Annotated in this window: 23 protein-coding genes; 9 read left to right on the plus strand and 14 right to left on the minus strand. The window is 63.9% G+C overall.

The window, feature by feature from the left end; genetic code table 11:
• Positions 1–201: 201 nt before the first annotated feature.
• Positions 202–1,839 carry a hypothetical protein gene (locus CGLY_RS00325; protein ID WP_038544983.1) on the minus strand — a complete coding sequence of 546 codons (1,638 nt, stop codon included), beginning with the start codon at positions 1,837–1,839 and terminating at the stop codon, positions 202–204.
• A 214-nt stretch (positions 1,840–2,053) separates the two neighbouring features.
• Here CGLY_RS00325 and CGLY_RS00330 point away from each other — a divergent pair, with 214 nt between their 5' ends.
• Both CGLY_RS00330 and CGLY_RS00335 read left to right on the plus strand, forming a co-directional pair.
• Positions 2,054–2,587 carry a peptidylprolyl isomerase gene (locus CGLY_RS00330; RefSeq protein ID WP_038544986.1) on the plus strand — a complete coding sequence of 178 codons (534 nt, stop codon included), beginning with the start codon at positions 2,054–2,056 and terminating at the stop codon, positions 2,585–2,587.
• 137 nt (positions 2,588–2,724) lie between these two features.
• On the plus strand, positions 2,725–3,204 hold the full coding sequence (locus CGLY_RS00335; RefSeq protein ID WP_227590316.1) for a rhomboid family intramembrane serine protease: 480 nt from the start codon (positions 2,725–2,727) through the stop codon (positions 3,202–3,204).
• Here CGLY_RS00335 and crgA read toward each other — a convergent pair.
• On the minus strand, positions 3,167–3,451 hold the full coding sequence (crgA, locus tag CGLY_RS00340; RefSeq protein WP_038544992.1) for a cell division protein CrgA: 285 nt from the start codon (positions 3,449–3,451) through the stop codon (positions 3,167–3,169). The two genes, CGLY_RS00335 and crgA, sit on opposite strands and share 38 nt — an antisense overlap.
• Before the next feature lie 91 nt (positions 3,452–3,542).
• Between crgA and CGLY_RS00345 the strand changes: the two genes are divergently transcribed.
• The 3 genes from CGLY_RS00345 (at position 3,543) to CGLY_RS00355 (ending at position 5,759) form a co-directional block, all read left to right on the plus strand.
• The gene (locus tag CGLY_RS00345; protein ID WP_038544995.1) at positions 3,543–4,217 is read left to right on the plus strand and encodes an anthranilate synthase component II; all 675 of its coding nucleotides are present in this window, start codon (positions 3,543–3,545) and stop codon (positions 4,215–4,217) included.
• A 148-nt stretch (positions 4,218–4,365) separates the two neighbouring features.
• A complete protein-coding gene (locus CGLY_RS00350; RefSeq protein ID WP_038544998.1) occupies positions 4,366–5,103 on the plus strand; it encodes a CoA transferase subunit A in 738 nt (245 codons plus the stop codon).
• Positions 5,104–5,120: 17 nt separating this feature from the next.
• Positions 5,121–5,759: a 3-oxoacid CoA-transferase subunit B gene (locus CGLY_RS00355; protein WP_038545003.1), complete on the plus strand. Its 639-nt coding sequence runs from the start codon at positions 5,121–5,123 to the stop codon at positions 5,757–5,759.
• 14 nt (positions 5,760–5,773) lie between these two features.
• Here the strand turns inward: CGLY_RS00355 and CGLY_RS00360 are convergent, their stop codons facing one another.
• Positions 5,774–7,513: a helix-turn-helix domain-containing protein gene (locus CGLY_RS00360; protein WP_038545009.1), complete on the minus strand. Its 1,740-nt coding sequence runs from the start codon at positions 7,511–7,513 to the stop codon at positions 5,774–5,776.
• 154 nt (positions 7,514–7,667) lie between these two features.
• On the opposite strand from CGLY_RS00360, the gene CGLY_RS00365 reads away from it, so the two are divergent.
• The 3 genes from CGLY_RS00365 to CGLY_RS00375 are packed head-to-tail and all read left to right on the plus strand — an operon-like array spanning position 7,668 to position 10,596.
• Positions 7,668–8,993, plus strand: a complete 1,326-nt coding sequence (locus tag CGLY_RS00365; protein WP_052539359.1) for an MFS transporter — start codon at positions 7,668–7,670, stop codon at positions 8,991–8,993.
• A 53-nt stretch (positions 8,994–9,046) separates the two neighbouring features.
• Positions 9,047–9,529: a PhzA/PhzB family protein gene (locus CGLY_RS16550; RefSeq protein ID WP_052539360.1), complete on the plus strand. Its 483-nt coding sequence runs from the start codon at positions 9,047–9,049 to the stop codon at positions 9,527–9,529.
• 41 nt (positions 9,530–9,570) lie between these two features.
• Positions 9,571–10,596 carry a PhzA/PhzB family protein gene (locus CGLY_RS00375; RefSeq protein ID WP_038545014.1) on the plus strand — a complete coding sequence of 342 codons (1,026 nt, stop codon included), beginning with the start codon at positions 9,571–9,573 and terminating at the stop codon, positions 10,594–10,596.
• Positions 10,597–10,634: 38 nt separating this feature from the next.
• On the opposite strand, the gene CGLY_RS00380 is transcribed toward CGLY_RS00375, so the two are convergent.
• The 6 genes from CGLY_RS00380 to CGLY_RS00405 form a co-directional block, all read right to left on the minus strand.
• A complete protein-coding gene (locus CGLY_RS00380) occupies positions 10,635–11,483 on the minus strand; it encodes a PRD domain-containing protein (RefSeq protein ID WP_038550720.1) in 849 nt (282 codons plus the stop codon).
• A 33-nt stretch (positions 11,484–11,516) separates the two neighbouring features.
• Entirely contained in the window at positions 11,517–12,956 is a 1,440-nt protein-coding gene (locus CGLY_RS00385; RefSeq protein ID WP_038545021.1) for a glycoside hydrolase family 1 protein, read from the minus strand.
• A gap of 19 nt (positions 12,957–12,975) precedes the next feature.
• The gene (locus tag CGLY_RS00390; protein ID WP_038545027.1) at positions 12,976–14,898 is read right to left on the minus strand and encodes a beta-glucoside-specific PTS transporter subunit IIABC; all 1,923 of its coding nucleotides are present in this window, start codon (positions 14,896–14,898) and stop codon (positions 12,976–12,978) included.
• 347 nt (positions 14,899–15,245) lie between these two features.
• Positions 15,246–16,187, minus strand: a complete 942-nt coding sequence (locus CGLY_RS00395) for a fumarylacetoacetate hydrolase family protein (RefSeq protein WP_038545034.1) — start codon at positions 16,185–16,187, stop codon at positions 15,246–15,248.
• Between the two features lie 3 nt (positions 16,188–16,190).
• Complete coding sequence (locus CGLY_RS00400) at positions 16,191–16,976, minus strand: cyclase family protein (protein WP_038545039.1); 786 nt, start codon at positions 16,974–16,976, stop codon at positions 16,191–16,193.
• A 25-nt stretch (positions 16,977–17,001) separates the two neighbouring features.
• Positions 17,002–18,267: an MFS transporter gene (locus tag CGLY_RS00405; protein WP_052539362.1), complete on the minus strand. Its 1,266-nt coding sequence runs from the start codon at positions 18,265–18,267 to the stop codon at positions 17,002–17,004.
• A 173-nt stretch (positions 18,268–18,440) separates the two neighbouring features.
• On the opposite strand from CGLY_RS00405, the gene CGLY_RS00410 reads away from it, so the two are divergent.
• Entirely contained in the window at positions 18,441–19,145 is a 705-nt protein-coding gene (locus tag CGLY_RS00410; protein ID WP_052539364.1) for a GntR family transcriptional regulator, read from the plus strand.
• Between the two features lie 24 nt (positions 19,146–19,169).
• On the opposite strand, the gene CGLY_RS00415 is transcribed toward CGLY_RS00410, so the two are convergent.
• The 5 genes from CGLY_RS00415 to CGLY_RS00435 all read right to left on the minus strand — a co-directional run bounded on the left by CGLY_RS00415 (position 19,170) and on the right by CGLY_RS00435 (position 26,757).
• Positions 19,170–20,243: a YdcF family protein gene (locus CGLY_RS00415; protein ID WP_038545042.1), complete on the minus strand. Its 1,074-nt coding sequence runs from the start codon at positions 20,241–20,243 to the stop codon at positions 19,170–19,172.
• A gap of 29 nt (positions 20,244–20,272) precedes the next feature.
• Complete coding sequence (pknB, locus tag CGLY_RS00420) at positions 20,273–22,213, minus strand: Stk1 family PASTA domain-containing Ser/Thr kinase (protein WP_038545045.1); 1,941 nt, start codon at positions 22,211–22,213, stop codon at positions 20,273–20,275.
• 97 nt (positions 22,214–22,310) lie between these two features.
• A complete protein-coding gene (locus tag CGLY_RS17910) occupies positions 22,311–23,786 on the minus strand; it encodes a serine/threonine-protein kinase (RefSeq protein WP_081803993.1) in 1,476 nt (491 codons plus the stop codon).
• A gap of 113 nt (positions 23,787–23,899) precedes the next feature.
• Positions 23,900–25,354, minus strand: coding sequence for a penicillin-binding transpeptidase domain-containing protein (locus tag CGLY_RS00430; protein ID WP_038545048.1), 1,455 nt, complete (start codon positions 25,352–25,354; stop codon positions 23,900–23,902).
• The gene (locus tag CGLY_RS00435) at positions 25,351–26,757 is read right to left on the minus strand and encodes an FtsW/RodA/SpoVE family cell cycle protein (protein WP_052539368.1); all 1,407 of its coding nucleotides are present in this window, start codon (positions 26,755–26,757) and stop codon (positions 25,351–25,353) included. The genes CGLY_RS00430 and CGLY_RS00435 overlap by 4 nt, the downstream gene beginning before the upstream one ends.
• Position 26,758: the final 1 nt, after the last annotated feature.

Here is a 26,758-nt window from a genome sequence, read left to right on the forward strand (position 1 = left end):
ATTGATTCCGGAACAAAATGTACAAACTGTCACGGGCTACCCGGTCTCCCCGTCCTCCCTTTGTCCTTCGCTGTGTCGGACAGACGTGTGGGGGTGGTCGTGGCCCTGAAAACCAACCAGGCGTTGTCGTCCGGCAACAGCGCGCACAGAAGAACCCCCGGGCCAGGGGCCCGGGGGTCAGTCAGTGAAGCTCAGTGGAGCTTAGAGACGGTGCTTGCCGCCGTCGTCCTCGGGGTCGTCGGCGTTGCCGTCGGTCTTCTCCGCCTTGTCGGCAGCTTTCGGGGCGCCGGGGGCACCGGGTGCGGCAGGAGCGTTCTTCTTGGCGCCCTGCTTGGCCTCCTTCTTCGCCTCGGCGGCCTTGTCCTGAGCCTTGTCCTTCACCTCAGCCGCCTTCTCTTTGGCCTCCTCAGCCTTGTCGGCGGCTTTGTCAGCGATGTCCTCGGCCTTCTCCTCAGCCTTGGCTGCCGCGGCCTTCGGCTTCGCGGCGGCGCCGGTGGCGGGAGTACCGTTCGTGCGCGGGGACTTCGCCGGGGCGGCGGAACCGCTGCCCTTGGCCTTCTGCGCGACGAAAGCCACAGCGGCGGCGATGATGGCGAGCAACAGGACGTTACGTCCCGTGTGCTTCTTCTTGTTCGTCTTCGCTGCCTTCTTCAGCTCCTTCGCGCGGACCTTCTCGGCCTTCTTGGTCGCGGTCTTCTTGATCTTGCGCTGTGAACGCGACAACTGCTTGTTGGCGGTCTTCGCGTTCTTCTGGGCGAACTTCCTGGCCTTCTTCGCCTGCTTGGCGGCCTTCCTCTTGCCCTTGGCGCCTTCCTTCTTGGCGGTGTCGCCGACCTCGGAAGCGACCTCAGACGCCTGGGACCAGGCGCTCTCGAGGGACTTGCGTGCGGAGGAGCTGGCCTTGTCCGCCTTCTTCTTCGCGGCCTGGATGTCCTTGCCGTACTTCTTCTTCAGGTTCTTCTTGCTCTTCTTGGCCGACTTTCCGGCGTCCTTACCCGCCTGCCGACCGGCTTCTACACCGGTAGCGGCGAGGGCTGCACCAGCCTTGCCGACCTGGGAGGCGCGGTCCCGGGCATCGTCGATCGCATCGCTGACGGCGTCGGACTCGAGGAAGGCAGAGCCGCGCTCCTGAGCCTGCGACAACAGCTCGCCCCCGCGCTCAGCCGCCGTGCGCCCCCAGCGGGTGACGGTGTCGGAGAGATCCGCGTCCGGAGCCTGGCGAACCTGATCGGCCAGGGCGTTTGCGCGGTCCCCGGCGGCGGAGGTGACGGCCGAGAGCTGCTTCTCCACGAAATCGCGGGGGCTCTCCTTCTTACCGGCGGCCTTCTTGGCCACCTTGTGCTGACGCTTCAGAGCCTTCGCCTGGGTCTTGTCGGCCTTCGCGCGGCGCTTCTCAGCCTTCGAGGAGATCTTGTCGGCCTTCTTGGTGGCCTTCGACGCCTTCTTGCTGAGCTTCTCGGCCTTGCTGTCCTTCAGAGTCTCCAGAGTATTCTCGGCCTCCTGTACGGCCTGGTCGAGACCCTGCGTGGTGTCATTCTTGATGGCGTTGCTCACCGTATTTCCTTTCGAGGCGGTACTTTTGTCAGACGTCGTGGGAGCCGTGGAAGGCCGCGGTCGGGCTGCCCGGTCCTCGGCGAGGAGCTGTTCAACGATCAGCCGCTGGTGGCCCGGCGCCGAGGACAGGTCCCGTGAAGCTCCCGTGTTGTCGGCTGTGGGGCGGAGAGCGTAGAGACCGGAGAGGTCACGGACGTCTCCTTTCCTGCGTTTGCTGCCGCCGCCGAGGACCGACGAGACCTGCCGTGCGGCACGTAACGCGGTGAATGCGGTGTTCGGGTCCATGGACCGTGCGTCTCCTTCTCATTCTCGGCGGCCGACCTGCGGGAGCCGCGGGACCCGCGCGGTTGGCGGATCGGTCGGTTGTCTGTCACTTCTCTAACGGTTCTTCTGTCGACACAAAATGGGTCGTCATCCAACGATAACCAAATCTGCGTCCGAGGGTAGTCGGAATCGGACGATCAGGGGTGTCGGACCGCTGTCCGGTAGCCTTGCCCCCATGACTGTTCAGAAAACCGCGACAGCGACCCTGCACACCAACCACGGCGACATCGCCATCGACCTCTTCGGTGACCACTCGCCGGCCACCGTGAACAACTTCGTCGGCCTGGCCACCGGCGACAAGGAGAAGGCCCCCTACACCACGGAGAACGCCTCGGGCACTACGGAAGGACCGTTCTTCGACGGTGCGATCTTCCATCGCATCATCGACGGCTTCATGGTCCAGGGCGGCGACCCGACCGGCACCGGCCGTGGTGGCCCGGGCTATGAGTTCGCCAACGAGAACCACCCGGAACTGCAGTTCGACCGTCCCTTCCTCGTGGCCATGGCGAACGCCGGCCGCGACACCAACGGTTCCCAGTTCTTTATCACCGTCGGTGCACACCCGCACCTCAACGGCGGGTACACCATCTTCGGCGAGGTCACCGACAAGGAGTCCCAGAAGGTCGTCGCCAAGATCTCCCGTGTGTCGACCAAGCAGATGGACCGTCCCGACGAGGACGTCGTCATCGAGTCCGTGGACGTGGCCTGATCATCAGGCGTTTCTTCGCTGGGGCTCCGGCCACGGCGAGTCTGATCGTGGCCTGCCTGGTGGCCTACGTTGTCACCGGGATAGACAGCGGGAGCCTGGCCCGGCCCGCGTCAGCGCCAGGGGTGGCCTGGGACCTGATGGTCGACCCAGTCGCCGTTACCGGCGACGGACAGTGGTGGCGACTTGTCACTGGGGCGTTCGTCCACCTCGACCCCGGTCATCTTCTGATGAACATGCTGCTCATCGGACTGATCGGACGCGAGCTGGAACGGGCCTACGGGACGTTCGCCATGGTGGTGTCCATGGTCCTCTGTGCCGTCGGCGGCGGGCTTGCGGTGATGTGGCTGCAGCCTGACAGTGTTGTCGGCGGGGCATCGACCATCGGTTATGGCATGTTCGCCATGCTCGTCGGACTCTCCCTCGAGCGGCGGACGGACGTCCGGGCACCACTGGTGCTCATCGTGATCAATCTGCTGTATTCAGTCACCGCCGGTGGGGTGTCCCTGCCCGGTCACCTCGGCGGTCTCGCCGCCGGTGCGGTGATCGCCGTCGTGCTGACCGCGACCCGTCGGCGGCGTACTACTTCCATCCCATGGTCATCAACAGACCCACGATGAAGAGCCCGAAGCCGATCAGGTAGTTCCAGGCGTTCAGGTCCGCCATGAACGGGATGTTCGGTCCAGCGATGTAGTTGACGACCAGCCAGGCCAATCCCAGCAGCATGAGACCGAGCATGAGCACGATGTACCAACGCGGCGTACCGGTCGCATTGAGCTTGACCGGTGTGCGGCGGTCGGCGGCGGATGCGCCGACGGAGGTGGCGGAGTTGTCCTCCGGCGAATCGGAGATCCGAGACTTCGGCATGTATATCCCTCACTGACATGGTGACGTGTTCGAACTGAACCAACCCTACCAGCACGAACTGCCGTTTCCTCTACGGGATAGGATGTGCGGTATGCACATCCTCGTCATCGACAACTACGACAGTTTCGTCTATAACCTCGTGCAGTACCTCGGGGAACTCGGCGAGGACTGCACTGTGTGGCGTAATGACGCGGCGGAGCTCGGTTCCACCGGTGAGGACCTGGTCAGCGCGCTGGCGGGCTTTGACGCCGTGCTGATCTCCCCGGGGCCGGGCGACCCGACGTCGGCGGGACGCACCCTCGACGTTATCGCGCACTGTGCCGCCTACCGTGTGCCGCTACTGGGTGTCTGCCTCGGGCACCAGGCACTGGCACAGCACTTCGGCGCCGACGTGGTCCGTGCCGACGAGATCTTCCACGGTAAGACCAGTCCCGTCACCCACGACGGGACGGGTGTCCTTGCCGGGATCCCCAGTCCGTTCACCGTCGCGCGGTACCACTCCCTGACGGTGGATCCGGTGACGGTCCCCGCCGAGCTCATTGTCACGGGCCGGGTGGCATCCGGGATGATCATGGCGATGCGCCACGAGACCCTCCCACTCCATTCGGTGCAGTTTCACCCCGAGTCGGTGATGACCGGGAACGGCCACCGCATTCTGGCGAACTGGCTCGGCGATGCCGGACGACCTGTTGACGAGGCTGAACTTTCTCGATTGGCGGAGCGGCATGCTGCGACATTGGCGGGGGCGACCGCAGTCGCGGGCTGAATAATCGATTATATGGAATCTATGTGATTTTTAAGCGAAAAATAGTACAGTAGATCCTGTTGCGCCGAGGTCGTAGCGAGTCGGTGCGGAAACAGGAGGATCTATCGTGGAAGAGCACAGGGAAGTGCCCACACAAGAGCGAGGGAAAGTGGTCGGGTCGGCCGCCGAGGCGGTGATCGACGTCGCCGCGGGTTCGAGGCTGGCCGTCGGTGGTTTCGGTCTGGTCGGGGTCCCCGACAGGTTGATCGCCGCACTGGTCGACACCGGTGTCGGTGAGTTGGAGGTGTTCTCCAACAACTGCGGGGTCGATGATTGGGGCCTAGGGCTCCTGCTTGCGCAGCACCGGATCCGACGTGTCGTCGCCTCCTACGTCGGGGAGAACAAGGAGTTTGCGCGCCAATATCTCGCCGGTGAGTTGGAGGTCGAGCTGACTCCCCAGGGGACATTGGCGGAGAAGCTGCGGGCTGCCGGAACCGGTGTGCCGGCGTTTTACACCCCGGCAGGTGTGGGCACACCGATCGCGGAAGGTGGGCTGCCCTGGAGGTACAACGCGGACGGCACCGTCGCCGTCGCCTCGCCGCCCAAGGAGATCCGGGAATTCCGCGGACGTCGCTACGTTCTCGAGGAGGCACTGCAGGCTGACGTCGCACTCGTCCACGCCATCCGCGGTGACACTGAGGGCAACCTGGTCTTCGCTAAGACGGCGATGAACTTCAACCCCCTGTGTGCGATGGCCGGCACGGTGACGATCGCTGAAGTCGAGGAACTCGTGGAGCCAGGGGAGATCGACCCGGCGGAGGTGCACCTGCCGGGCATCTTCGTGCAGAGGATCGTGGAGACCGGTCCGCAGGAAAAGAGGATCGAGAAGAGGACGGTGGCGTCGTGAGTTGGACACGTGAAGAGATGGCTGCACGTGCAGCGCAGGAGATGGAACCGGGACAGTACGTGAACCTCGGTATCGGCCTGCCGACGCTGATTCCTGACCATCTTCCGGCAGGGGTGAAGGTCACACTCCACAGCGAGAACGGGATCCTGGGCACCGGGCCTTATCCCGCGGACGACAAGGTGGACCCTGACCTCATCAACGCCGGTAAGGAGACGGTGACGGTGAACCCTGGGGCGTCCTTCTTCGACTCGGCATTGTCTTTCGGGATGATCCGGGGTGGGCACGTCGATGTGGCAGTGCTGGGCGGTATGCAGGTCTCGCGACGTGGTGACCTGGCCAACTGGATGGTTCCCGGCAAGATGGTCAAGGGGATGGGTGGTGCGATGGACCTGGTCCACGGCGCCGGGCGTGTCATCGTGGTGATGAGCCATACAGCACGGGACGGTTCAGCGAAGATCCTGACGGAGTGCGATCTGCCGTTGACCGGGCAGAGTGTCGTGGACCGGATCATCACGGACCTCGCTGTCATTGACGTTGACCGGACCGCTGATCCTGCAGGACGGTTGGTTCTGCGGGAGACGGCGCCCGGAGTTACGGTCGAGGAGGTCATCGGTGCGACAGGGGCGGAACTGGACATTGACCCAGCAGGGTCCTAGCCCGCGCTCCAGGTCTACCCGGTGGCGTCAAGATATCGCTTCCACTGTAGAAGCATGACGGTCTCCGAGATGTCATCGTACGATCGGAGGTTCAGACCGCTGAGGGCGGCGATGCGACGAAGGCGTTGGTGCACGGTATTCCGGTGAACGACCAGCCGTGACGCAGCTTCGTCGGCGGAGCCACCGGCGTCTACGTACGCCTCCAAGGTCTGGATGAGGTCTGTGTCGTGCTGGCGGTCATAGGCGGTCACCGCCCCGAGACGGTCGTTGAGGATAGTTTCCAGCTCTGGTCGGGGTACATGGACACAGAGACTGGCGGCTGTTCCCAGGTCGCTGTAGGACACTGCTTCGCCGCCCCGTGAGGTGGAAGCGGCGTAGCGAGCCTGCGTCAGATGTGTCTGCATGTTGGAGATTCCGGTGAAACGGCGGCTGATCCCGACTGCGATCAGCCCCGGGTGACGCTCCACATCGAGTACGGGGCGATGCCGCGAGGAAGGCTGGTCGAGAAGGAGGATAGCTTCGTTGCCTACAGCGGTGCTGGTGACGACGTCTGTCCAGCGGTGGACGCGATGACGGGTTCGGGATGAGAAATCCAGCGCTTCAGAGGCAGTCGTGAACCGGGCTATGGCCAACCCCAACTGCGGGAAAGAGCCGATCCCCAGTACGTCGGCAGCGACTGTTCTCTGAGTATCGCTGAGCATGCCGGAGCAGAGAGCCAGCAGTGCATACGGGCGAGCGACACGTGACGAGGTGCGGTCTTCGACGCGGCGCGCGAGGACCGGCACGAGAATGCGACGCGCGAAGTCGAGGAAGGGTGCTGGATCATGGGGCGAAAGGGCGTCCGGACTGAAGATGAGTGTGCCGAGCGGACCATGCGTGTCGTCAATGGCGACGGACTGACAGTCGCTACTGGACGGAGTATTGAGGAGTTTCTTGACTGCATCTACGGGCCCGTCCGAGGCGAGCGTCCCGTTCTGCTCATCCAGGATGGCTACGGCGCATTGCAGGTGGTCCGCCAGTACCCGGGTAATGCCGCTGAGCGCGGCGGCGGGCGGTTGTGCACAACATTCCGCCACTTCGGACTGGAATGCGGAGACGGAAGTCGCAACGGCACGTTGCCGATCGGAAAGGGAACGCGCTGCCGCGGCGTCCGCATTTCTGGCCGACATCTGTTCTGCGCGTCGGGCCGATTCGATCGCCAGGGCGCTGAGCCGTCCGACGACCTCCAGCGTCAGGAGTTGCGCTTCTTTCGGAGTGAACTCCTGGATCCAGTAGCAGTTGAGGACGCCGAGAACAGTCGATCGTCTGACCAGGGGAAGGCTGAGCATCGACACGATCCCCTGCCGTCTGAAGTGCTGTTGCCAGGGAGCATCTCCCGTGGCATCTGCCCGCGAGACGACCTGGAGCCGTCCGACGAGAAAGGCATCCACACTGGGCGGACGATGCCCGGGAACGGGGCCGGTGATCGACACAGAGGTGAGGTCGAGAACCTCATCCCCGAGGAAGGCACCATGGTCGCTACTGCTGACGATGCGCAGGGTGCGTCCCTGTTCGTCGGGGAGACGGACGCAGGCGTACTCGCAGTGCATGACAGAGAGGACGGTCCGACATAGTTGCGCGATCGTCTCCTCAAGGGAGGTGAATCCGTCGACACTGTCCGCGACTTCAGTAAGGAGGAGAAGTCGGTCAAGCTCACTGACCTGGTCAGAGGCAGGAATGCTGAGGTGGGGAGGTGTCGATTCGGAACGGTTCACGCGTTCTCCAGGTGAGTGTGTGGCAGTACATAGCAGGAGCAAGTTTAGTGTTACGACAAACATTTTTCCCGTGCAACTGACGCTCTAGTTTTGGATATGCGCCACAGACAATGTGAGCGTCGTCATAGTAGATCACTCCCCTTACGGAGGCAGCATGGCTGCACACACAGAAGTTTCACCGTCGAAGCTCACCGAACTGCGTCACGGGTGGCGGGTCCTCGTCGCCTCGACGCTGGGTATTGCCGGCGGTATCATCGCGATCCCGTATTACACCAATGCCCTGTTCTTCCCGGAGCTGAGCGCTGAATTCGGCTGGTCATCAGCGAATCTGTCGCTCGTCGTTCTGGTGTACAACCTGACGTGGGCGATACTGATGCCTTTTGTCGGGCGTCTTACCGACAGATTTGGGGTGAGGGCACCGGCACTGGTGTCCGGCCTGTTCCTGGCCGTCGGCTACTTCATCATGTCGACCGTGGGCGACAACTTCGTGTTGTACTTCATCGTCGTCGTGGTCACGATGGGTCTGTCGGTCTGTACCGGTGCGATCGGGTTTGCCAGGGCGATCGGCGTCACATTCGACCGAATGCGCGGACTTGCCCTCGGAATCATCCTTGCCGGCAGTGGTGTGACCGCAGTCGTGGCACCACAGGTTCTCGGGCCCATTATCGAAGGGTCGGGGTGGCGGATGGGATTCCGGTCCCTGGCACTTGCCGTGGTCGTTCTCGCGGTTGTCGTATTCCTCCTGATGCCGTCAGGAGTGAGACGCGACGACGGGCAGGGGGCTGGCGCTGAAAAGGATCAGGCACGCACGGTGCCGGTTGCCCGGGTTCTGGCCGAGCCGGTATTCCGGAGGCTCGCCTTGGCGTTCATCTGCATGGCCCTTGCTGTCGGCGGGATGGTCATCCACCTTTACCCGATGATGCTGGAGGCGGGAGTCGCCGAAAGTGCAGCGCTGTGGGTGCAGAGTGCGATGGGCTTCACCGTGGTTATCGGACGGCTCGTGTCGGGATATCTCTTCGACAAATTCCATGCCCCCTATGTGGTTGCCTGCATCCTGGGACTCGCCGCTGTCGGACTGGCAATGCTCGTCTTCGGCGGTCCGCATCTCGCGCTCGTCGCGGCCTTCGCCGTCGGTTTCTGTGTCGGTGCCGAGGTGGATGTCGTTGCACTCCTGACATCCCGGTTCTTTGCCATGGATGTTTTCGGGCAGCTGTACGGACTGCTGTACGCAGCCTTCACGCTCGGCCTGGCCGGCAGTCCGTACATCATCGGTCTTCTCGTGGACAACACCGAAGGATTCGTCCCCACTGTGTCGTATTCGGCGATTCTCCTTCTGATCGGAAGCGCACTATTTGTGACCCTTCCGAAGTACGGAGAACCGCGCTTCGCGGCAGAGGACGCGCCCAACACGCCGGATTCTCCGGACACCCCTGACTCTCCGGGGCCCACAGTGCCTGCAGACGATCTCGTCTCCAGGTAAGTCACCGTAAGTCACCGTACGTATCTCATCTGAGGAAGAAAGGACCAGTCGCCGTGAGCGATTCCGCACTGAAAGAGAAGAACCGTAAGGTCGTCGAGGCTTTCCTCGAACTGGCCGGTCCCGACCGGGGGCCGAAGCGCGCTGAGATGTTTGCAGACAACTCGAAGGTCGAGATGTTCATCCGTATGGGGGAGGGCGGACAGCTCGATCTTGACGGCAAACAATGGTGCCTGGATACACCGGACACTTTCCCTGTGTGGGGTTTCTACGAGACCTCCATCTACGAGAGCGATGATCCCACGTCGTTCCTCGTCCCTGCTGTCGGACGTGGCAAGGTGTTCGCCCCCGGGGGCGAGGGCCCCGGTTACGACGTCGAGCTCTGGTACATCCTCTGCTTTGAGCTGGACGACGGCAAGATCACGCTGTTCCGGGAGACCGTGGACTACGCCCGAGGCGGCATGGTCATCGACGAGCGCTACACCCCGGACCGTCCGGACCGCTTCGTACGCCAGGACAACCCTTTCGGTTACAAGTGACCGGCGCATCCCACACTCTTTCCACTGAAAAGGACAACAGCATGACTACCGAGAACACTGACATTCTCTCCAGCAATGATGCCGAGATCAGGGAGAAGAACATCGCCACCATCCGTGAATACGTGGATGCCCGCACGGACGAGGAGCGCGGTCGGCGTTGGGAGCTCTACGCCGAGGACTGCACCAGCGGCGCCGTCGCCGGTGAGCCGGTGAGGGGTAAAGAGCTGGCACGTAAGTCCACCGAATGGAACCTGACGTACTTCCCCGGTTTCGTCTTCGACGACAACATCATTTTCCAGTCGACCGACCCCAACTACTTCGTGGTCGCCTCCAAAGGCCGGGGAGAGGTGAACTTCCCCGAGCACGGGGACGCTCGTCCCTACGAGAACGACTTCTTCCACGTGTTCCGGATGCAGGACGGCAAGATCAAGGACTACTTCGAGTACTCCAATGCCGTGAAGCTCTACGAGGCACTCGGGTTGGAGATCCCCGAACTCCAGAGCCCGGGAGGATGGCCAGACCACACCCCTGAAGAACTCGCCTATGATCCGTTCCCCGGGATCGAATACAGCGACCCGGAGAATCCTGATGTTATTGACGACAGTGACCGTGAGCTGCGCGAGAAGAACATCGAGGGCCTCCGGACGTACGTGGATGCCCGGACGCTGGAGGAACGCAGCACCCGCTGGGATCTGTACGTTGACAGCGACGAGACCACCAGTGGCGCCGCCGGTCTACCGGTGTCGTTCGGTAAGGCGAAAGCCCGGCAGTCCACCGAGTGGAACCTGGTGCATTTCCCGGAGTACATCTTCAACGACAACGTCGTTCTCCAGACTCAGGATCCCAACCTGTTCATGGTGATGTCCAACGGTACCGGCGGCCTGTACTACCCCGCCTACGGAGACCGGACAACCTACGACAACGTGTACTTTCACGTCTTTCGTATGCGGGATGGCAAGATTCTCAACTACTACGAGTTCGTGAACTCGAAGTTCCTCTACGACACCCTCGGTGTGGAACTGCCTGAGATCACGATCCCGGACGGCTGGCCCGGCGAGGGCGTGTGACCCAGCAGCACAGACGATGCACACGGCGCCGACGGTTCCTAGGACTGCGACGCCAACCGCGTGACGTGTAGGGCGAGGTAGCTTCGCTCGTCGCCCGACAGTTCCGTCCCCAGGCGGAGTTCCAGAACGGATGCCAGCCGATCACCGCAGGTGACAGCCTCCGGGTGGGTCTGGGCCAGGGACTCTCGGAGTGCGGAGAAGCCCTCGTCGAGCTGCGTACCCTCATTCACACGTACGAAGAGGTAGCGCATGTGTGTGATGAACCGTGCGGCATTGACAGACTGCCGGTCCACAGCGATGCCGTATGCGGAATCGACCACATCGAACAACTGGGTGAACATACCGGTCATCTCGTAGGTCGCGCGCAGATCGCCGGTGTGGAAGCCCGCGTTGACCAGGTGCAGGGCGATGGCCACGGCTTCAGAATCCGGCAGATGCGGGGTGCCTTTCTCCGCCAGTCGCAGGTTCACCCGTGCCAGCATCGTCCGCGCCGTGGCGAACTCCTCCGGGTAGAGATGGCTCACCTCGGCCTGGAGCGGATGGCGGGTCTGGGCAGGATCGTCGTCCGACAGTTCCTGTCGTCGCACAGCCATGTGAAGATGGTCCGCCAGCGCGAGGACCGTCGGGGATGGGACGCCCATGCCGTCGGTCAGAGAGCCAGCCAGCTCAACGAACCACAGTGGCACCTCGGCGGCCAATGCTGCGACGTGATCCGGGTCCCGGTGGTGCTCCGGACGGAACACACGGGACACCTTCGCCTCATCCACGGTATCGCCTGCGGAGGTTCCGAAGCCGAGCCCCCGCCCCGTCAGCACGACCTCGGCGCCGGGTTCATCCTCGCTCGACGCCAGCACGACGTTGTTGTTGAACACCCGGAGGATCCTCATGACTGCCACGTTCATCAGCGTAGGCGCCGCGCCCTACGCGTCCTCACCATGGGACGGCCGAAGCACTGCGCCGTTCGATGCGATGACGTCCCGGTACCAGTCGAAGGACCGCTTACGGTAGCGAGCCAGCGTCCCGGAGCCGTCGTCGTTGCGGTCGACGTAGATGAATCCGTAACGCTTCGACAGCTCCGCCTTCGAGGCCGAGACCAGGTCGATACATCCCCACGCCGTGTAACCCAGCACATCCACACCGTCTGTGATCGCCTCGCCGACCTGGTAGAGGTGATCGTTGAGATAGGCGATACGGTAGTCATCCTCGACAGTCTTGCCCTCGCCCGAGTCGACCAGGACATCCTTCGCACCGAGCCCGTTCTCCACGATGAACAGCGGCAGCTGCCAGCGATCCCAGAAATCGTTGAGGACGATACGTAGGCCCACCGGGTCGATCTGCCACCCCCACTCCGATGCCTCGAGTGTGGGGTTCGGGATGCCGCCGACAACATTGCCCTCGCCCTTGGTCTGACGCGCAGGGTCTGCCGACTCACACACAGACATGTAGTACGAGAAGGAGACGAAGTCGACGGTGTTCCTCAACGCCTCCCGGTCGGCGTCGGTGATGTCCAGCTCGATGCCCTTCTCCCGCAGCAGCCGCAGGTAGTGGCCCGGATACTGGCCACGGACGTGAACGTCGCCGAAGACGAAGTCGAGCTGTGTCTCCTCCTGGGCCTTACGTTGGTCGGCAGGGTCAGGGGTGAGTCCGTAACGGGGAACGGCGATGACCATGCAGCCGATCTTGTTCTCCGGATCGACCCGACGCGCGACCTTGGTGGCGAGAGCTGAGGCGACCAGTTCATTGTGGGCGGCCTGGTAGAGGTCTGCGTCCTCGACATCGTCCCGGTTGAGCTCGATGCCGCCGGCCATGAACGGGAAGTGGAACAGCGCGTTGATCTCGTTGAATGTCAACCAGTGGCGCACACGCCCCTTGTACCGTTCGAACAGGGTGGTCGCGTATGTCACGTAGAGGTCGATCAGCGCCCGGTTCCGCCATCCGCCGTACTCACGCGCCAGGTGCAAAGGAGTCTCGTAATGCGAGATGGTGACGACAGGTTCAATCCCGTACTTCTCCAGCTCATCCAGGACGCGGTCGTAGAACGCCAGGCCCTCCTCGTTCGGCTCGGCGTCGTCACCGTTGGGGAAGATACGGGTCCAGGCGATCGAGAAACGGTACGTCCTGAACCCCATCTCGGCGAACAGGGCGATGTCCTCGGCGTAGCGGTGGTAGAAGTCGATCGCCTCGTGCTTGAGGTTGTCGTCGGTGGGTTCCTGGGTGGACAGGGTCTGCAGTCCGTGCGGCATGACGTCCTGAATCGACAGTCCTTTGCCGCCGACGTCGTAGGCGCCCTCGATCTGGTTGGCTGCGGTGGCACCGCCCCAGAGAAAACCTTCGGGGAATGCGGGTGTGCGTGTCGTCATGGTTACCTTCCTGTCTCTGTTAGTTCTCGATGTCGAGAATGGTTGCTCCACCAGCAACGTCGCCACTGGCGACGGGAGTGACCGCCGTCAGCTTCTTCGTGTTGGTGACGATCACCAGTGTGGTCGCCGGATACCCGGCTTCCGCGACAGCGGCGAGGTCGACGGTGCCGAGAGCCTCGCCGGCTGAAACATGCTGACCACGTTCGACGAGCGTGCTGAACCCCGTGCCGCCCATCTTCACGGTGTCGATACCGACGTGAACGAGGACCTCCGCTCCGTTGTCGCCACGGATGCCGTAGGCGTGACCGGTTTTCTGTACGGCAATGAGCTTTCCACTGACCGGGGAGGTCACCGTCACGGTCGATCGGCCGGCAGGCTCGATGCCCACACCTGCCCCCATCGCACCGGAAGCGAAGACCTTGTCGTCGACGTCCTCCAACGGCACGACGTTGCCCGGAACGGGGGCGAGGACGGTGACCTGGCCGGTGACGTCAGCGGTTTTCGGTTCCGCTGGTGCGTCCGCGATCACTGCGGCGCCCGACAGCTTGCGTTCCGCCATCGGCACGACAAACCATGTCCCCACGAAACCGAGGATCACGGCCACGACGGTGCCGAGGACGGTCATCCCGAACGTCCCGACATTCACCGCGGCCGGTAGAGCCAGTACAGACGGGAAGACGAAGGTGTCCATACCGCCGTGCGCCATACCGATAATCGCGCCGCCGACGGCACCGCTGCCGAGGCCCACGTAGAACGGGTACTTCAGCGGGAGGTTGACACCGTAGATGATCGGTTCTGTGACGCCGGCGAGGAAACCCGAGATCACGCCCGGCCCGGCAACCTTCTTGCGCTCCGGGTCTTTCGCACGGATCCACACGGCCGCCGCTGCCGAGGCCTGCGCCAGTACTGCGGCGAGCAGCGGGCCCATCAGCAGGGTGTATCCCTGGACGGCGATATCGTTGAGGAACACCGGAATGAGACTCCAGTGCAGGCCGAACAGCACGAACACCTGCCAGAAGGCACCCAGGACTGCTCCGCCGAGCCAGGGTGCGGCGCTGAGCAACCAGTTGAGTCCGTCGGACAGCCAGTTACCCAGTTGCAGGGTGACCGGGCCGATGGTCAACAGGACCAGAGGCACCATCACGGCGACGACGATGAGAGGGGTGAAGAAGTTGCGGACTGCACCGGGAAGCACCTTCTCCAGCCATCGCTGGAGGTAGCCCGCAACCCAGACCGCGATGATCGCGGGGATCACCGACGAGCTGTAGTTCATCGAGTTCAGTGGGATGCCGAACAAGTGAACGTTCTCTGCCTCAGACAGCGCCACGATCTGTGGCAGTACCAGCGGTGCCATCATCGACAGCGCGATGAACTGGTTGACCTTGAACCGCCGTGCGGCGGTGAGCGCCAGGAACAGCGGGAGGAAATAGAAGATACCGTCGAACGTGGCATTCAGGATCACGTAGGTGTCCGAGGTCTCCTCGAGCAGGCCGGTGGTCTCCGCCAATGTCAGGAACGCCTTGCCCAGACCAAGGCCCGCCAGGCACCACAGAATCGGGCTGAACAGCGCGGAGACGAGGTCGATGAACTTGTTCAGAAGGTTTTTATCGGTGTCTCCTCCGTCGGCGTCCATCTCTTCGCCGGCCCCGTCCTCGTCGACGGAATCCTTCACCCCTTTGGATGCCATACCGTCCAGGGCAGTTACCGCTTCGTAGGCGAAGGGAACATCATTGCCGATGACGACCTGGTACTGGCCACCGGAGTGAATCGCGGTGAGGACGCCGTCCACCGCGTCTGCTGCCTGGAGATCAGCCTTGTCGTTCTCCCTGATCTTGAACCGTAACCGGGTGGCACAGTGGGTGACCGAGCGGATGTTGCCCGGCCCTCCGAGGGCAGCGACCACCCGTTCTGCCAGCGGGGCGAAATCTTGTCTTGTCGCCATGGCGGAGCGTTCCTTCCATTTCCTCCCCGTCGGCGTGGCGGCCGCCGGGTGTCCTGCGAAACACAGGCACATACGCAAAAAGACCTGGGACACTCTTCTCGGGGCGTCATGCGTAGCGCACAACATCGAGAAAAGCGTCCCAGGTCTTGCCCCCGTGGCTTCGCCACATCGCTCAGCGACCGACGATGACGGGGTTACAATCCTGTGGCCTCCGATCTGACGGAGACGGACTACCAGTCATTGTTGCGTGAGTGAAACAGAAATGCAAGCACTGGTGGTTATCCGCCTTTAGAGGCATGCCGCTGTGTCGCGGACCTCGCGTGACGAGGAGAGTGGAAGGCGCGTCATCACACAGGGCGCGTCCACTCGACCGAACGTGCACGCGGAACAGGGTGGACGTCGACACCCTCGACGACCTTGTTGGTGATGGTGCCGATGCCCTGGACCGTCATGGTGACGGTGTCCCCGACGGAGATCGGGGCGGGATCGATCTCGCCCGTCCAACCCCAGAACTCCGCCAGGCATCCACCTCCGCAGGTACCGCTTCCGAGGACGTCGCCTCGGCGCACCCACGTTCCGCGGCTGGCGTAGGAGACGAGTTCAGCGAACGACCAGGCCATGTGTGAGAGAACGTCTTCGGTGATCTGACGGTCATTGATACGCAGCTCCATCCGAAGGTCGAAGTGGTCTCCGTCGCGGTAGTCGTCGAGTTCATCCAGGGTGACCACCATCGGTCCCAGGGTGGAGGCGGAGTCCTTGCCTTTGGCGGGGCCTAGCCCGACTTTCATCTCGGCGGTCTGCAGGTCCCGGGCGGACCAGTCGTTGAGGATCGTGAATCCTCCGATGTGGTCCCAGGCCTCCTCGACGCTGAGGTTGAACCCGTCCTTGGAAATCACCGCAGCCACCTCGAGCTCCACGTCGAAACGTTCTGAGCCGGGGGGGATGCGGACGTCCTGGCCGGATCCGATCGCTGCATGGGGGTTGGTGAAGTAGAAGGCAGGAGCGTCGTACCAGGCGTCTGGTGCACCCGCGCCGTCCGTGACCGTCCGCATGGACCCGGCGGTGTGCTGTTCGAAGGTGATGAAGTCGCGCAGGGTGGTCACTGGCAGGGGCGGTTCCAGAGCGCCCAGTTCGTCCAGGGCAATCGTCTCGGTGGTCGGGATCTCCGGGGCCTGTGGATCGAGTGCGTCAAGCGGGTCCCGGTCCTCGGCGAAGAGGTGTACCTGGCTCTCGTCATCCACGCGTCCGAAACGTCGGACCCCGTCGATGGTCGCAGAGATGATACGCATTTCTTATTCTCCGTCCTTGTCGTCGATGATGGCCACAGCACGCGTCCATCCAGCCGAGGCCGCGTGGATCTTGACCGGCAGGCACGAGACTGTGAAACCTGTCGAGGGAAGTGCCTCGAGGTTGTGGAGCTTCTCGATGTGGCAGTACTCGATCTCGCGGCCGGCTTTGTGACCTTCCCAGATGATGCTGGGGTCGTGATCCTTCTCGTATCGCTGCGCGGTGTAGGAGAACGGTGCATCCCAGCTCCAGGCATCTGTGCCGGTGATTCGGACACCCTGCTTGAGCAGATGGAGGGTGGCGTCGCGGCCCATCCCGCAACCGGTGTCGACGTAGTCGTCCTCACCGTAACGCACACCGGCGGCGGTGTTGACGAGAACGATGTCGAAGGGCTGGAGCGTGTGGCCGATGCGCTCCAGTTCGGCGTCGATGTCGGCAGGCTGGACCACATAGCCGTCGCTGAGGTGGCGGAAGTCGAGCTTCACCCCGGGGCGCAGACACCAGTCGAGCGGGACTTCGTCGATGGTGATCGCACGCTCGCCACCGTTCATCGTTGAGGCGTAATGGTACGGCGCGTCGAGGTGGGTACCGGTGTGCGTGCTCATATTGACCCGCTCGATCGCCCATCCTTCACCGGCGGGGAGATCGGAGGTCTCGGCGCCCGGGAAGAAGGCCACAACGTCCTCGGCGGACTGTTGGTGGTCGATATACGTGATGTCGGGACGGTGTCCGGGAGGGTCTGAGGCAATGCCGGCCCGCAGGTCGACGGAGATGTCGATCAGTTGTCGCATGATGGTGCTCCTGAGAAAGTTGTCGTTATGCGGTTGCGGTGGTGGGACGCTGAGTTCCGTTCTCCGGCTGATCAGGGGCTGCGCTGCCTGAGGGGTCGGGCAGCTCTTTGGTGTCGCGAGGCAGGAAGAGTGTGACTGCGGCTCCGGCAAGGAACAGGATGCCGGCGATCACGAGTCCGGCTGCGAGTGAGGCGACACCGGCGAGGGCGCCGAACAGCAGTGGGGCGAAAGCCGAGACTCCACGTCCTACGTTGAAACAGAACCCGGACCCGGTTGCCCGGACACGCGTCGGGTAAATCCCGCTGAGGTACGGGCCGAAGAGTCCGGCGAAGGTCATGAAGAACGCGTAGGCGGGGCCGAGAAGCAGGAGTCCGGTCTCGTTCGTGATGACCCCGTACAAGGGCATGAGGAGGCCAGCGCCCACCATGGCGGTGATCAGCGCAAAGCGCTTACCGAACTTGTCGGCGATGATTCCGAAGACGTTGTAGCCGATGAACATGCCCAGATTCAGCCACGTCAAGAACGTGCCGACGGTCTGCGCATCGAGTCCCCGTTCGTTCTCCAGGTAGCTCGGCAACCAGGTGCTTGACCCGTAGAACGCGATAAACGCCAACGAGGCGACGATGCTGGCCAGGACTGTTGTCCGCAGATACGGCTGGGCCATGATCTCGCGGATCGAGGAGTTCGCCTTCTCCGGTGCCCCTGCGTCGCCGGGAAGCGGAAGATTGCGTTCCTCCAGCCACATCTGGGACTCACGGAAGCAGAAGATCACGATGACCAGGGGGAGGATCGCACCGAGGCCGGCGATCAGGAACATCTCACGCCAGTGGGGCAGCATGAAGCTGGAGAGCTGGGCGGCGACCAGTCCACCGATCGGGTAGGACGAGAGGACGAAGGTGAGTGCGACGGCGCGACGTTCCTTCGGCCAGTTCTCGGTCACGAATGCAGAAATCACGCTCCACACGCCGCCGAGGCCGAGGCCGGAGATGAAACGCACGATGATGAACACCGTGAGATTGGGAACAATGAAGATGACGGAGGTGAAGATGATGAAGATCGTGACACACACCAGGAGCGCGAACCTGCGTCCTCTGGAGTCGGCGAGCGAACCCATCACAGGACCGCCGAAACCCATGCCGAGCAGCGTGGCTGTGGCCAGAAGTCCGGCCTGTGTGGCGGTGATGTCAAGATCTGATGAGATGGCGGGAAGAGCGAGGGATAACAACAGAATCTCAAGGGCATCGAACATGTAGATGATGAACGAGCCGACGAGGATGATCCATTTGTACATGTGGATCCTTCCAGGGAAGAAGGCTGATGAGGCGGCATCGCAGGGAGTGTCATGTCTCACATAGACTGGCGAAAGTGACGTACATTGCCGCTGAAGTCACTTTTGCATAGCAACGCACTGGTTGTCAATGGATAATCGGAAACAACGTAAATAATCGATTCTGGAGGAAGAAGATGGCCGAGAGCTCCGACCTGCTTACGCCGACGAAAGACGCCTATCGTTCTGTGCGGACGGCGATTCTTCGCGGAGGCCTTAAACCGGGGGAAAAACTCAGCCCCTCAGCTCTCGGGAAGGAGCTGGGGGTCAGTGCCGGCGTTGTTCGGGAGGCCCTGACCCGGCTCACTGCGGAGTACCTGGTCAGTGCGGAGAAGAACAAGGGTTTCCGGGTCTACGAGATCACCCTGGACGGGTTGAAACACCTGTCCGAACTCCGTCAACTGGTGGAACCCGCTGCCCTCGCCCAGTCCATCGAGGAAGGGGACGTGGCGTGGGAGTCCGAGATCATCGCCGCCCATCATCGGCTCCGTCGCGCTCCGGGGCAGGGGACTGAGGTTGACGACCAGGGATCAGACGTCCACATGTTGGCGCACCGCCGGTTTCACATGGCGTTACTGTCGGCGTGCGGCAACCCGATGATGCTGGAGACCTGTCGTTCTCTGTGGGACGCCGGCGAACTCTACCGACGCTGGGGCGCGGCGCGCCGGGACAGCGCAGTCTGGATGAAGGAACATGAGGACCTCGTAGGTCATTGCCTTGACCGGAATATCCCGGCGGCCACCGAGCTCCTGCGTCGGCACATCGGCGGGACCGTGGAAGCGGTCACGGAACTGCTGGCCACAGGTGGCGCATATCCTGTGACCGAACTCCGGGAAGAATGACTGTCCGGAGCACCGGGTGAGCCTCTAGGTCGTTCCCGGGCCGATCGCGGGCACGATGACCAGGGTGAAGGTGACAGCGAGGATGATGAGCACGGCAATGCTGAGGGCGGTGAACCAGAGTCGGTCGCGAATCACCCCGGCAAACTCGCGGAGCGTCGCGCTGGGGAAGTAGTACCAGGCGGTGGGCGCACCGACGACGTGGGCGTGCATCCCCAGCGTCCTTGTGAGGAGGGCGGCCCGGAAGACGTGGTAGTTGCTGGTGGCGACGACCACCGGTGAGGACGGCTCGGCGAGCAGTCTCCGGGAGTAACGGAGATTCTCCTCGGTGGTGCGGGACTCGGTTTCTGCGACCACTGTGGCTGGATCGGCCCCCTGCGCGAGGAGATAGTCGCGCATTGCTTCACCCTCGGGCCGTGGTTCATCGGCGCCTTGGCCGCCACTGGTGATGATTACCGGCGTGCCCTGGAACTGAGTCTGGATGCCCAGCCCACGGCGCAGCCTGGCGGCGAGGAGCGGCGGGACCTGCCCGTTGATGAGGCCGGAACCGAGGACTATCACGGCCACCGGAACGGTACGGATGCGGCGCCACCGGTAGAGCAGCGAGGCGGCGGTGAAGGCAGCGAACGCGAAGCCGAAATAGACCACCACCACTGTGGCCGACAGGTGCACCGCGTACCGGGCCATGTAGGCGGCGTCGGTGCGGACGGTGTCCGGCGGCGCCAGCATCCCCAGCGTAGACGGCAGGAGCAAGAGCGCGATCCCTGCGAGAAGGGCCAGGGCATTGCCCAGGGAGCGATTCTCCCTGCGTAGTACGGTGGCGCCCGAGTACAGCAGGAAGACCATCAGCAGCGGATAGCCGACCACATTGCCCAGCAGGAGGACACCCACCGCCGCGGCGACGATAACGATGAGCGGTACGGGGTGCCCCTGGCTGGCGAGCAGCATACCCGTTCCGACCGCGATCAGACCGAGCCCCATCGTCACGTAGACAGGTGTTGCGATGCGTCTACCGTCGCGGATGAGACCGACGATGCCGGTTGCCAGGAGAGCGGCTCCGAGGGCGATGACGACGGCCAGAAGAGTGGGCGCTACGGCCATGTGGACTCCTTGTCCAGCGTCAGGGACCCCTACGGGATACCGAGGACGTTGACCCGCACGGTGATCGGGGCGTTACGGTCGATCGTCTCGCCTTCCTGGGCCGATTGTCCGACGACGCGGCCCACGGCCAGTGGGTCGAGCTGGTTGACGTTCGTCCGGTTCACCCGGTCGGGGCCGCCGCGCCAGCCGGCCTGCTGCAGGGTGCTGTAAACCTCGTCGTAGTCCCGTCCGACGAGCTGGGGCATGGTGAACTGGTTGCCGCGGGAGACCTCGATGGTGATGGTGGTGCCACGCGGCTGCGTGGTGCCCTCGTTGGATGCGGACAGGACACGGTTCTCGTCCTCGGAGGAGTCGACCATGGTGACGTCGACCTCGAACCCGGCATCCTCAAGGTTCTGCACCGCATCGTCGCGGGACTGACCGGTGACACGGGGGACGCGGACGTCTTCCGGCCCGGTGGACACGGTGATGCCCACTTCGGTCCCCTTGGAAACCTGCGACCCCGAGGGGTGGGTCTGTTCGATGACGCGGCCTTCGTCGACGCTCTCGCTGGCCTGCTCGGAGACGTTGGACCGCAGGCGCAGGCCGGCGTCCTGCAGCGCTTGCTGGGCCTGCTGGGTGGTCATACCGGTGAGGTCGGGGACATCGGTGACCTCCTGGCCCGACGACACCAGCAGGGTCAGCTGAGAGCCGTGGGGAAGTGAGGAACCGAACCCGGGTTCCGTACCGATGGCCTGATCGCGGGGGATTTCGGCGTCCGGTCGGTCCTCAATGTCGACGTCGAAACCGGCGTCCTCGAGCGCACTCATGGCCTCGTCCCGGGGTTGGCCGGAGACGTCCGGGATCTGCACCTGTTCGCTGGTCTGCTCCGTGTCGTCGCTGCCGCCGAACCAGTTCCAGGCCACGGCGGTGCCGCCGCCGATGAGGGCCAGGATGGCGATGATCCACAGGGCCACGACCCATCCGCGACGGCGCTTCTTCTCCGTGCGCGGTGCGTCCGGTGCCGGCTCCGGCTCGTCGGCAGGCGCTGGAGTCGGTGCGGCGACGGGCAGGTGTGATGTGGACGGTTCCTGCACCGGCTCATCCGTATAGGCCTGAGCCGCCAACGGCATCCGTCCCTCGGCCATCCGTTGCAGGTCCGCTGCCATGTCTGCGCTGGAGTCGTAGCGGTCGGACGGATCCTTCGCCATGGCGGTCAGGGTGACCGCGTCCAGGGCCAGTGCCGGATCCGGGTCGAGGTTCATGCCCTGGACCTGCGACGGCGGCAGCGGAGTCTCCTGCACGTGCTGGAACGCCACAGAGAACGGCGATTCGCCCGAGAACGGGGGTTGGCCGGTGGCGATCTCGTAGAAGACACATCCGGCGGCGTAGATGTCGGAGCGGGCCTCAGCGGACTTGCCGCGGGCCTGTTCCGGGGAGAGGTACTGGGCGGTGCCGATGACCGCGGCGGTCTGTGTCATCGCCGAGCTGGTGTCCGACAGTGCGCGGGCGATACCGAAGTCCATCACCTTCACCGCGCCGGTGTTGGTGATCATGATGTTCGCGGGTTTGATGTCGCGGTGGATGATGCCGGCCTCGTGCGAGAAGCCCAGGGCCCGGCACACCTCCGCCATCACCCGGGAGGCCTCGTCGAGGGGGAACGGGCCGGAGTCGCGCACGATGTCGCGCAGGGTCTGGCCGTGGACCCGTTCCATCACGATGTAAGGCACGGAGCCGTGCGCCTCGTCGGTCTGGCCGGTGTCGTAGACGGCGACGATCGCGTGGTGGTTCAGTTTCGCGGCGTTCTTCGCCTCACGGCGGAACCGCTCGAGGAAGGTGTCGTCGCGGGCGAGGTCAGCCCGCATCATCTTCACTGCGATGTCGCGCCCGAGTAGTTCGTCGGTCGCCGCATAGACGTCGGACATACCTCCGGTGCCGATGATGGGCCCCAGGAGGTACCGACCGCCGAGCCGGGTATTGCTCAGGTCCATGCTGCTCCCTTCCTCACGTTCTGGCGCAGTTGACGCCGCGAACACTCCTTCTTCAGGAGACTACCGATGTCACGGCTCCTGGTGCGAATAACACCCGTCACAGACGTCCCATGACGCTCCAGCCGGACTCCTCGTCCCCGGAGTCACCGTCGCCGGTGGTCCCGGCGTTACCACTGGGGTCCGGCTGTTCCTGAGATGCCTGGTCAGAGGTGTCGGGGTTACCGGGATTCGTGGGCTCCTCCGTCGGCACCTCGGGCTCCGGGACCGTGGGTTGGGTCGGCTGCGAGGGGTTCGTGGTGTCGGTCGGGCCGTCTGTCGGGCCCTCGGTAGGCGTCGTGTCGGTGGGCGTCGTATCGTCCGTCGGTGTCTCCACGGGATCTTCGGTCTCGATCGGCTCGGGGACGACGGTCTGCTCCTCGGTGACTTCACTGGTGACCGTGGTCGTCTCCGTCGGCGGCACCGCGGATTCGTCGTCGCCCTGGGTGAGGAACCACACCAGGACACCGAGGAGTGCGACCAGGCCGATGCCCAGTGCCCAGATCCAGCCGCGGTTACTGCGGGTGCGGGGCGCCGGACCCATGTTCGCTTCATCGGTGACTTCACCGAGCCGGCCCTGGCCGGTCGGGGCCTGTCCGGCGGTGGCAGCGGCAACGACCGGTGCCACCCCGCTGGCCGGGTCCGGGGGCATCTCACCGTCGCGCACCGGGACGGTGGCGGCCGCCAGCGCTGCACCGTCCGGATACCGGCGCGCAGGATCCTTGCGCAGGCAGATCGCGATCAACTGGCGCATCGGGGCGCTGATGTTCTCGGGGAGCTCGGGTGCAGGTTCGTTGATGTGCTTCAACGCCACCGACACCGTGGAGTCACCGGAGAACGGACGTTCGCCCACGAGCACTTCATAGCCGACCACGCCGAGCGAGTAGACGTCGCTGGACGGCCGGATGGACAACCCCTGTGCCTGCTCCGGGGACACATACTGCGCGGTGCCGACCACCATGCCGGTACGGGTCAGCGGGACGGCGGAAGCGGCCTTGGCGATACCGAAGTCGGTGATCTTCACGACACCGTCGGCGGTGACCATGAGGTTGCCGGGTTTGATGTCGCGGTGGATCAGCTGGCGTTCGTGGATGGCCTGCAGGCCGACGGCAGCCTGGGCGATGAGGTCGAGGACCATCACCTCCGGCAGGGTGCGCTGGCGCCCGAGGATGTCCGCCAGCGACTCACCCTGCACGTACTCCATCACGATGAAGCAGTAGGCGATGCCGCTGCCGTCGACGTCGGCCTGCTCGCCGTAGTCGAAGGTGCGCACCACGTTCTCGGACTGGATGGTTTCGGCGGCTTCGGCTTCCTGCCGGAAGCGGTCGCGGAACTCCGCGTCATCGGTGAGTTCGGGTTTGAGCACCTTGACGGCCACGTCCCGCTCGCCGATGGTGTCGTACGCCAGCCAGACGGTGGACATGCCGCCACGGCCGATGATGCGGGACACCTCGAACCGTCGTCCTGCGGCGGAGTCGTAGTGGGTGTCGAGGACGCGTTGGAGACGGTCGGCGGCCGCCCGGTCCCGTGGGGTCATGTGTTCGGGGTCCACGGGGCCGGAATGCTCTTCGGGGGTGCTGAAGATACGGGTGCCGTCGGGGTCACTGGGGTTGTCGGAATCGTCGGGGCCGGTCACGTCTGTCACCTCGCTTACTGGGCTTCCTGGAGTGCTGCGTTGATCACTGCCCGTCCGATAGGTGCTGCGACGGAACCACCGGTGGCGGCCTGTCCAGCATCGCCACCGTTCTCCACCAGCACGGCGACGGCCACGTCGGCGTCCTCGGCGGGGCCGAAGGCCACGTACCAGGCGTGCGGGTTGGAGTTGCGGGAGTCTTCGCCGTGTTCCGCGGTACCGGTCTTGGAGGCGATGTCTGATGACCCGCCAGCGTACTCCTCGGCACCCTGCATCAGCTCGGTGAGCTGGGAGGCGACGCCGGAGTCGATGGCGCGGCCGGCTTCCTCGGGCCGGGTCTCCTGGATCACGTTGAGGTCGGAACCGGTGACCTGCTTGACGATGTGCGGCTTCATGCGCACGCCGTCGTTGGCGATCGTCGCGGCGATGACGGCGTTCTGCAGCGGGGTCAGCGCGACGTCGCGCTGACCGATCGCAGACTGGCTCAGCGCCGCGGAGTCCGGGATGTCACCGATGGTGGAGTTCTGGATCGGCAGACCGAAGTCCTCGTCGTCCTCCGCGCCGATGCCGAAGCCTTCGGCCGTGGCGCGGAAGGACTCCTCACCGTGGCGGTTCACCAGATCCACGAAGGAGGTGTTGCAGGACTTCGAGAACGCGGTGCGCAGCGGAACCTCGGGGGCCCCGCAGGACGTGCCGTCGTAGTTCTCCAGGGTCGTCGTGGTGTCCGGCAGCGTGATCTGCGATTCGCCGTTGACCATGGTGTCGGCGTTGTCACCGGCGGCCAGGGCGGCAGCCGTGGTGATCAGCTTGAAGGTGGAGCCGGGCGGCTGGGTCTGCTGCGTCGAGCGGTTCAGCAGCGGAGCATCCGGGCTCGCCTGGAGTTCCTCGAAGGCGGCGTCCGCGGTGGCGGCGTCGGTGCTGCTGACGACGGACGGGTCGAAGCTGGGGGTCGAGGCCATCGCCAGCACTTCACCGGTGGACGGGCGGAGAGCCACGACGGAACCCGAGTATCCGCGCGACGACAGTTCGTCGTACGCGACCTGCTGCACATTGGGCTGCAGGGTGAGTTCCACGTTGGCTCCCCGGCGCTCCTTACCGGTGAGGGTGTCCCAGGCGCGGGTGGCGAAGAGCGAGTCGTCCGTCCCGTCGAGGATGGAGTTCTGTGATGCCTCGATACCGGAGGCGCCGTAGCGGTCGGAGAGGTATCCCAGCACCGCACCGTAGGACGCGGGTGTGGTCGGGTAGTCACGGGTGTAGAAGCCGTCCTCATCCGCCTGGGATTCGGCGAGCACCTGGCCGCCGGCGGAGATCTGCCCCCGCGGGATCGACTTCATCTCGTAGTACTGGCGGGAGTTCAGCGAGTTCTCCGCGTAGCGGGAGGTCTGGAACCCCTGGATCCACGTGAGGTTGACCAGGAGGATCACCACCAGCACGAACGTGAAGACCGAGACGTTGCGGATGGACCTGTTCATGAGCGGGCCTCCCTGGCGTTCTGGCTGCTGTACTGGTCGTTCACAACCGGGTTGAGGGACGTCTGCGGATCGGCGTACCGGGCATCGGCGTCCGTGGCCGGCTGCTGTGCGGCCTTGCGCGTGTTCACGTCATGGGAGATCTTCAGCAGGATCGCCAGCAGGATGTAGTTCGCCAGCAGACTGGAACCGCCGTGGGACATGAACGGTGTGGTCAGGCCGGTCATGGGCAGCAGCTTGGAGATGCCACCGGTGACCACGAACACCTGGATCGCCAGGGTCAGTGACAGACCGGCGGCGACAAGCTTGCCGAAGGAGTCCGGGGTCTTCAGTGCGATGATGAACCCGCGGGTCACGAAGACGGCGAACAGCATGAGCACGGCCGCCAGCCCCACGAACCCGAGTTCCTCGCCGATGGAGGACATGATGAAGTCGGCGTAGGCGACCGGCACGTTCTGGGGGTAGCCCTCACCGAGACCTGTTCCGGTCAGCCCACCGAAGGACATGCCGAACAAGGCCTGGGACAGCTGGTAGCCGGTCCCTTCCTCGTAGGTGGCCAGCGGGTCGATGAAGTTGGTGAACCGGTCCTGGATCTTGTCGGAGATCTGGAAGACCCCCCAGGCGCCGATGACGGCGAGCCCGAGCCCGACAACCAGCCAGGACGAGCGTCCGGTGGCCATGTAGAGCATGCCCAGCACTGTGCCGAAGAGCAGCAGGGCAGGGCCGAAGTCATTCTGGAAGATCGAGATGAGGATCGCCAGGCCCCAGACCAGCAGGATCGGTCCGAGGTCACGCAGGCGGGGGAACTGCAGCCCCAGGACGCGGTAGCCGGCCACGGAGAACAGTGCGCGCTTGTTGACCAGCAGGGCGGCGAAGAAGATCAGCAGCATGATCTTGGCGAACTCACCGGGCTGGATGGAGACCGGGCCGAGACTGATCCAGACTTTGGCGTCGGCATTGATCGACGTCGGCCACACAATCGGCAGGGCGGACAGGATCAGGCCACCGAGACCGAGCAGGAAAGCGTAGTTCTGCAGACTGTTGTGGGACTTCAGGAACCAGATGACTGCGGCGAAGATCACCAACGCGATCACTGTCCACATCACCTGCGAGTTCGAGCGGGTGGTTTCCGCGGCCAGGTCGATGCGGTAGATCATCACCAGGCCGATGGCGTTGAGCATCGCGGCGACCGGCAGCAGAATCTGGTCGGCGTTGGGAGCCTTCAGGCACATCACCACATGGGCGACGCCGAAGATCGCGATGTACCCGCCGACCAGGACGGCGACCTCGGAATTCAGTTCATTGCCCTGCGAGAACTGCAGGGCGATCAGGGCGATACCGAGGATGACGGCGGAGAAGACCAGCAACGCTAGTTCGGTGCCGCGGGCGTGGGCGTCACGGAACATG

It is taken from the genome of Corynebacterium glyciniphilum AJ 3170 (assembly GCF_000626675.1).
Taxonomy (GTDB): Bacteria; Actinomycetota; Actinomycetes; order Mycobacteriales; family Mycobacteriaceae; genus Corynebacterium; species Corynebacterium glyciniphilum.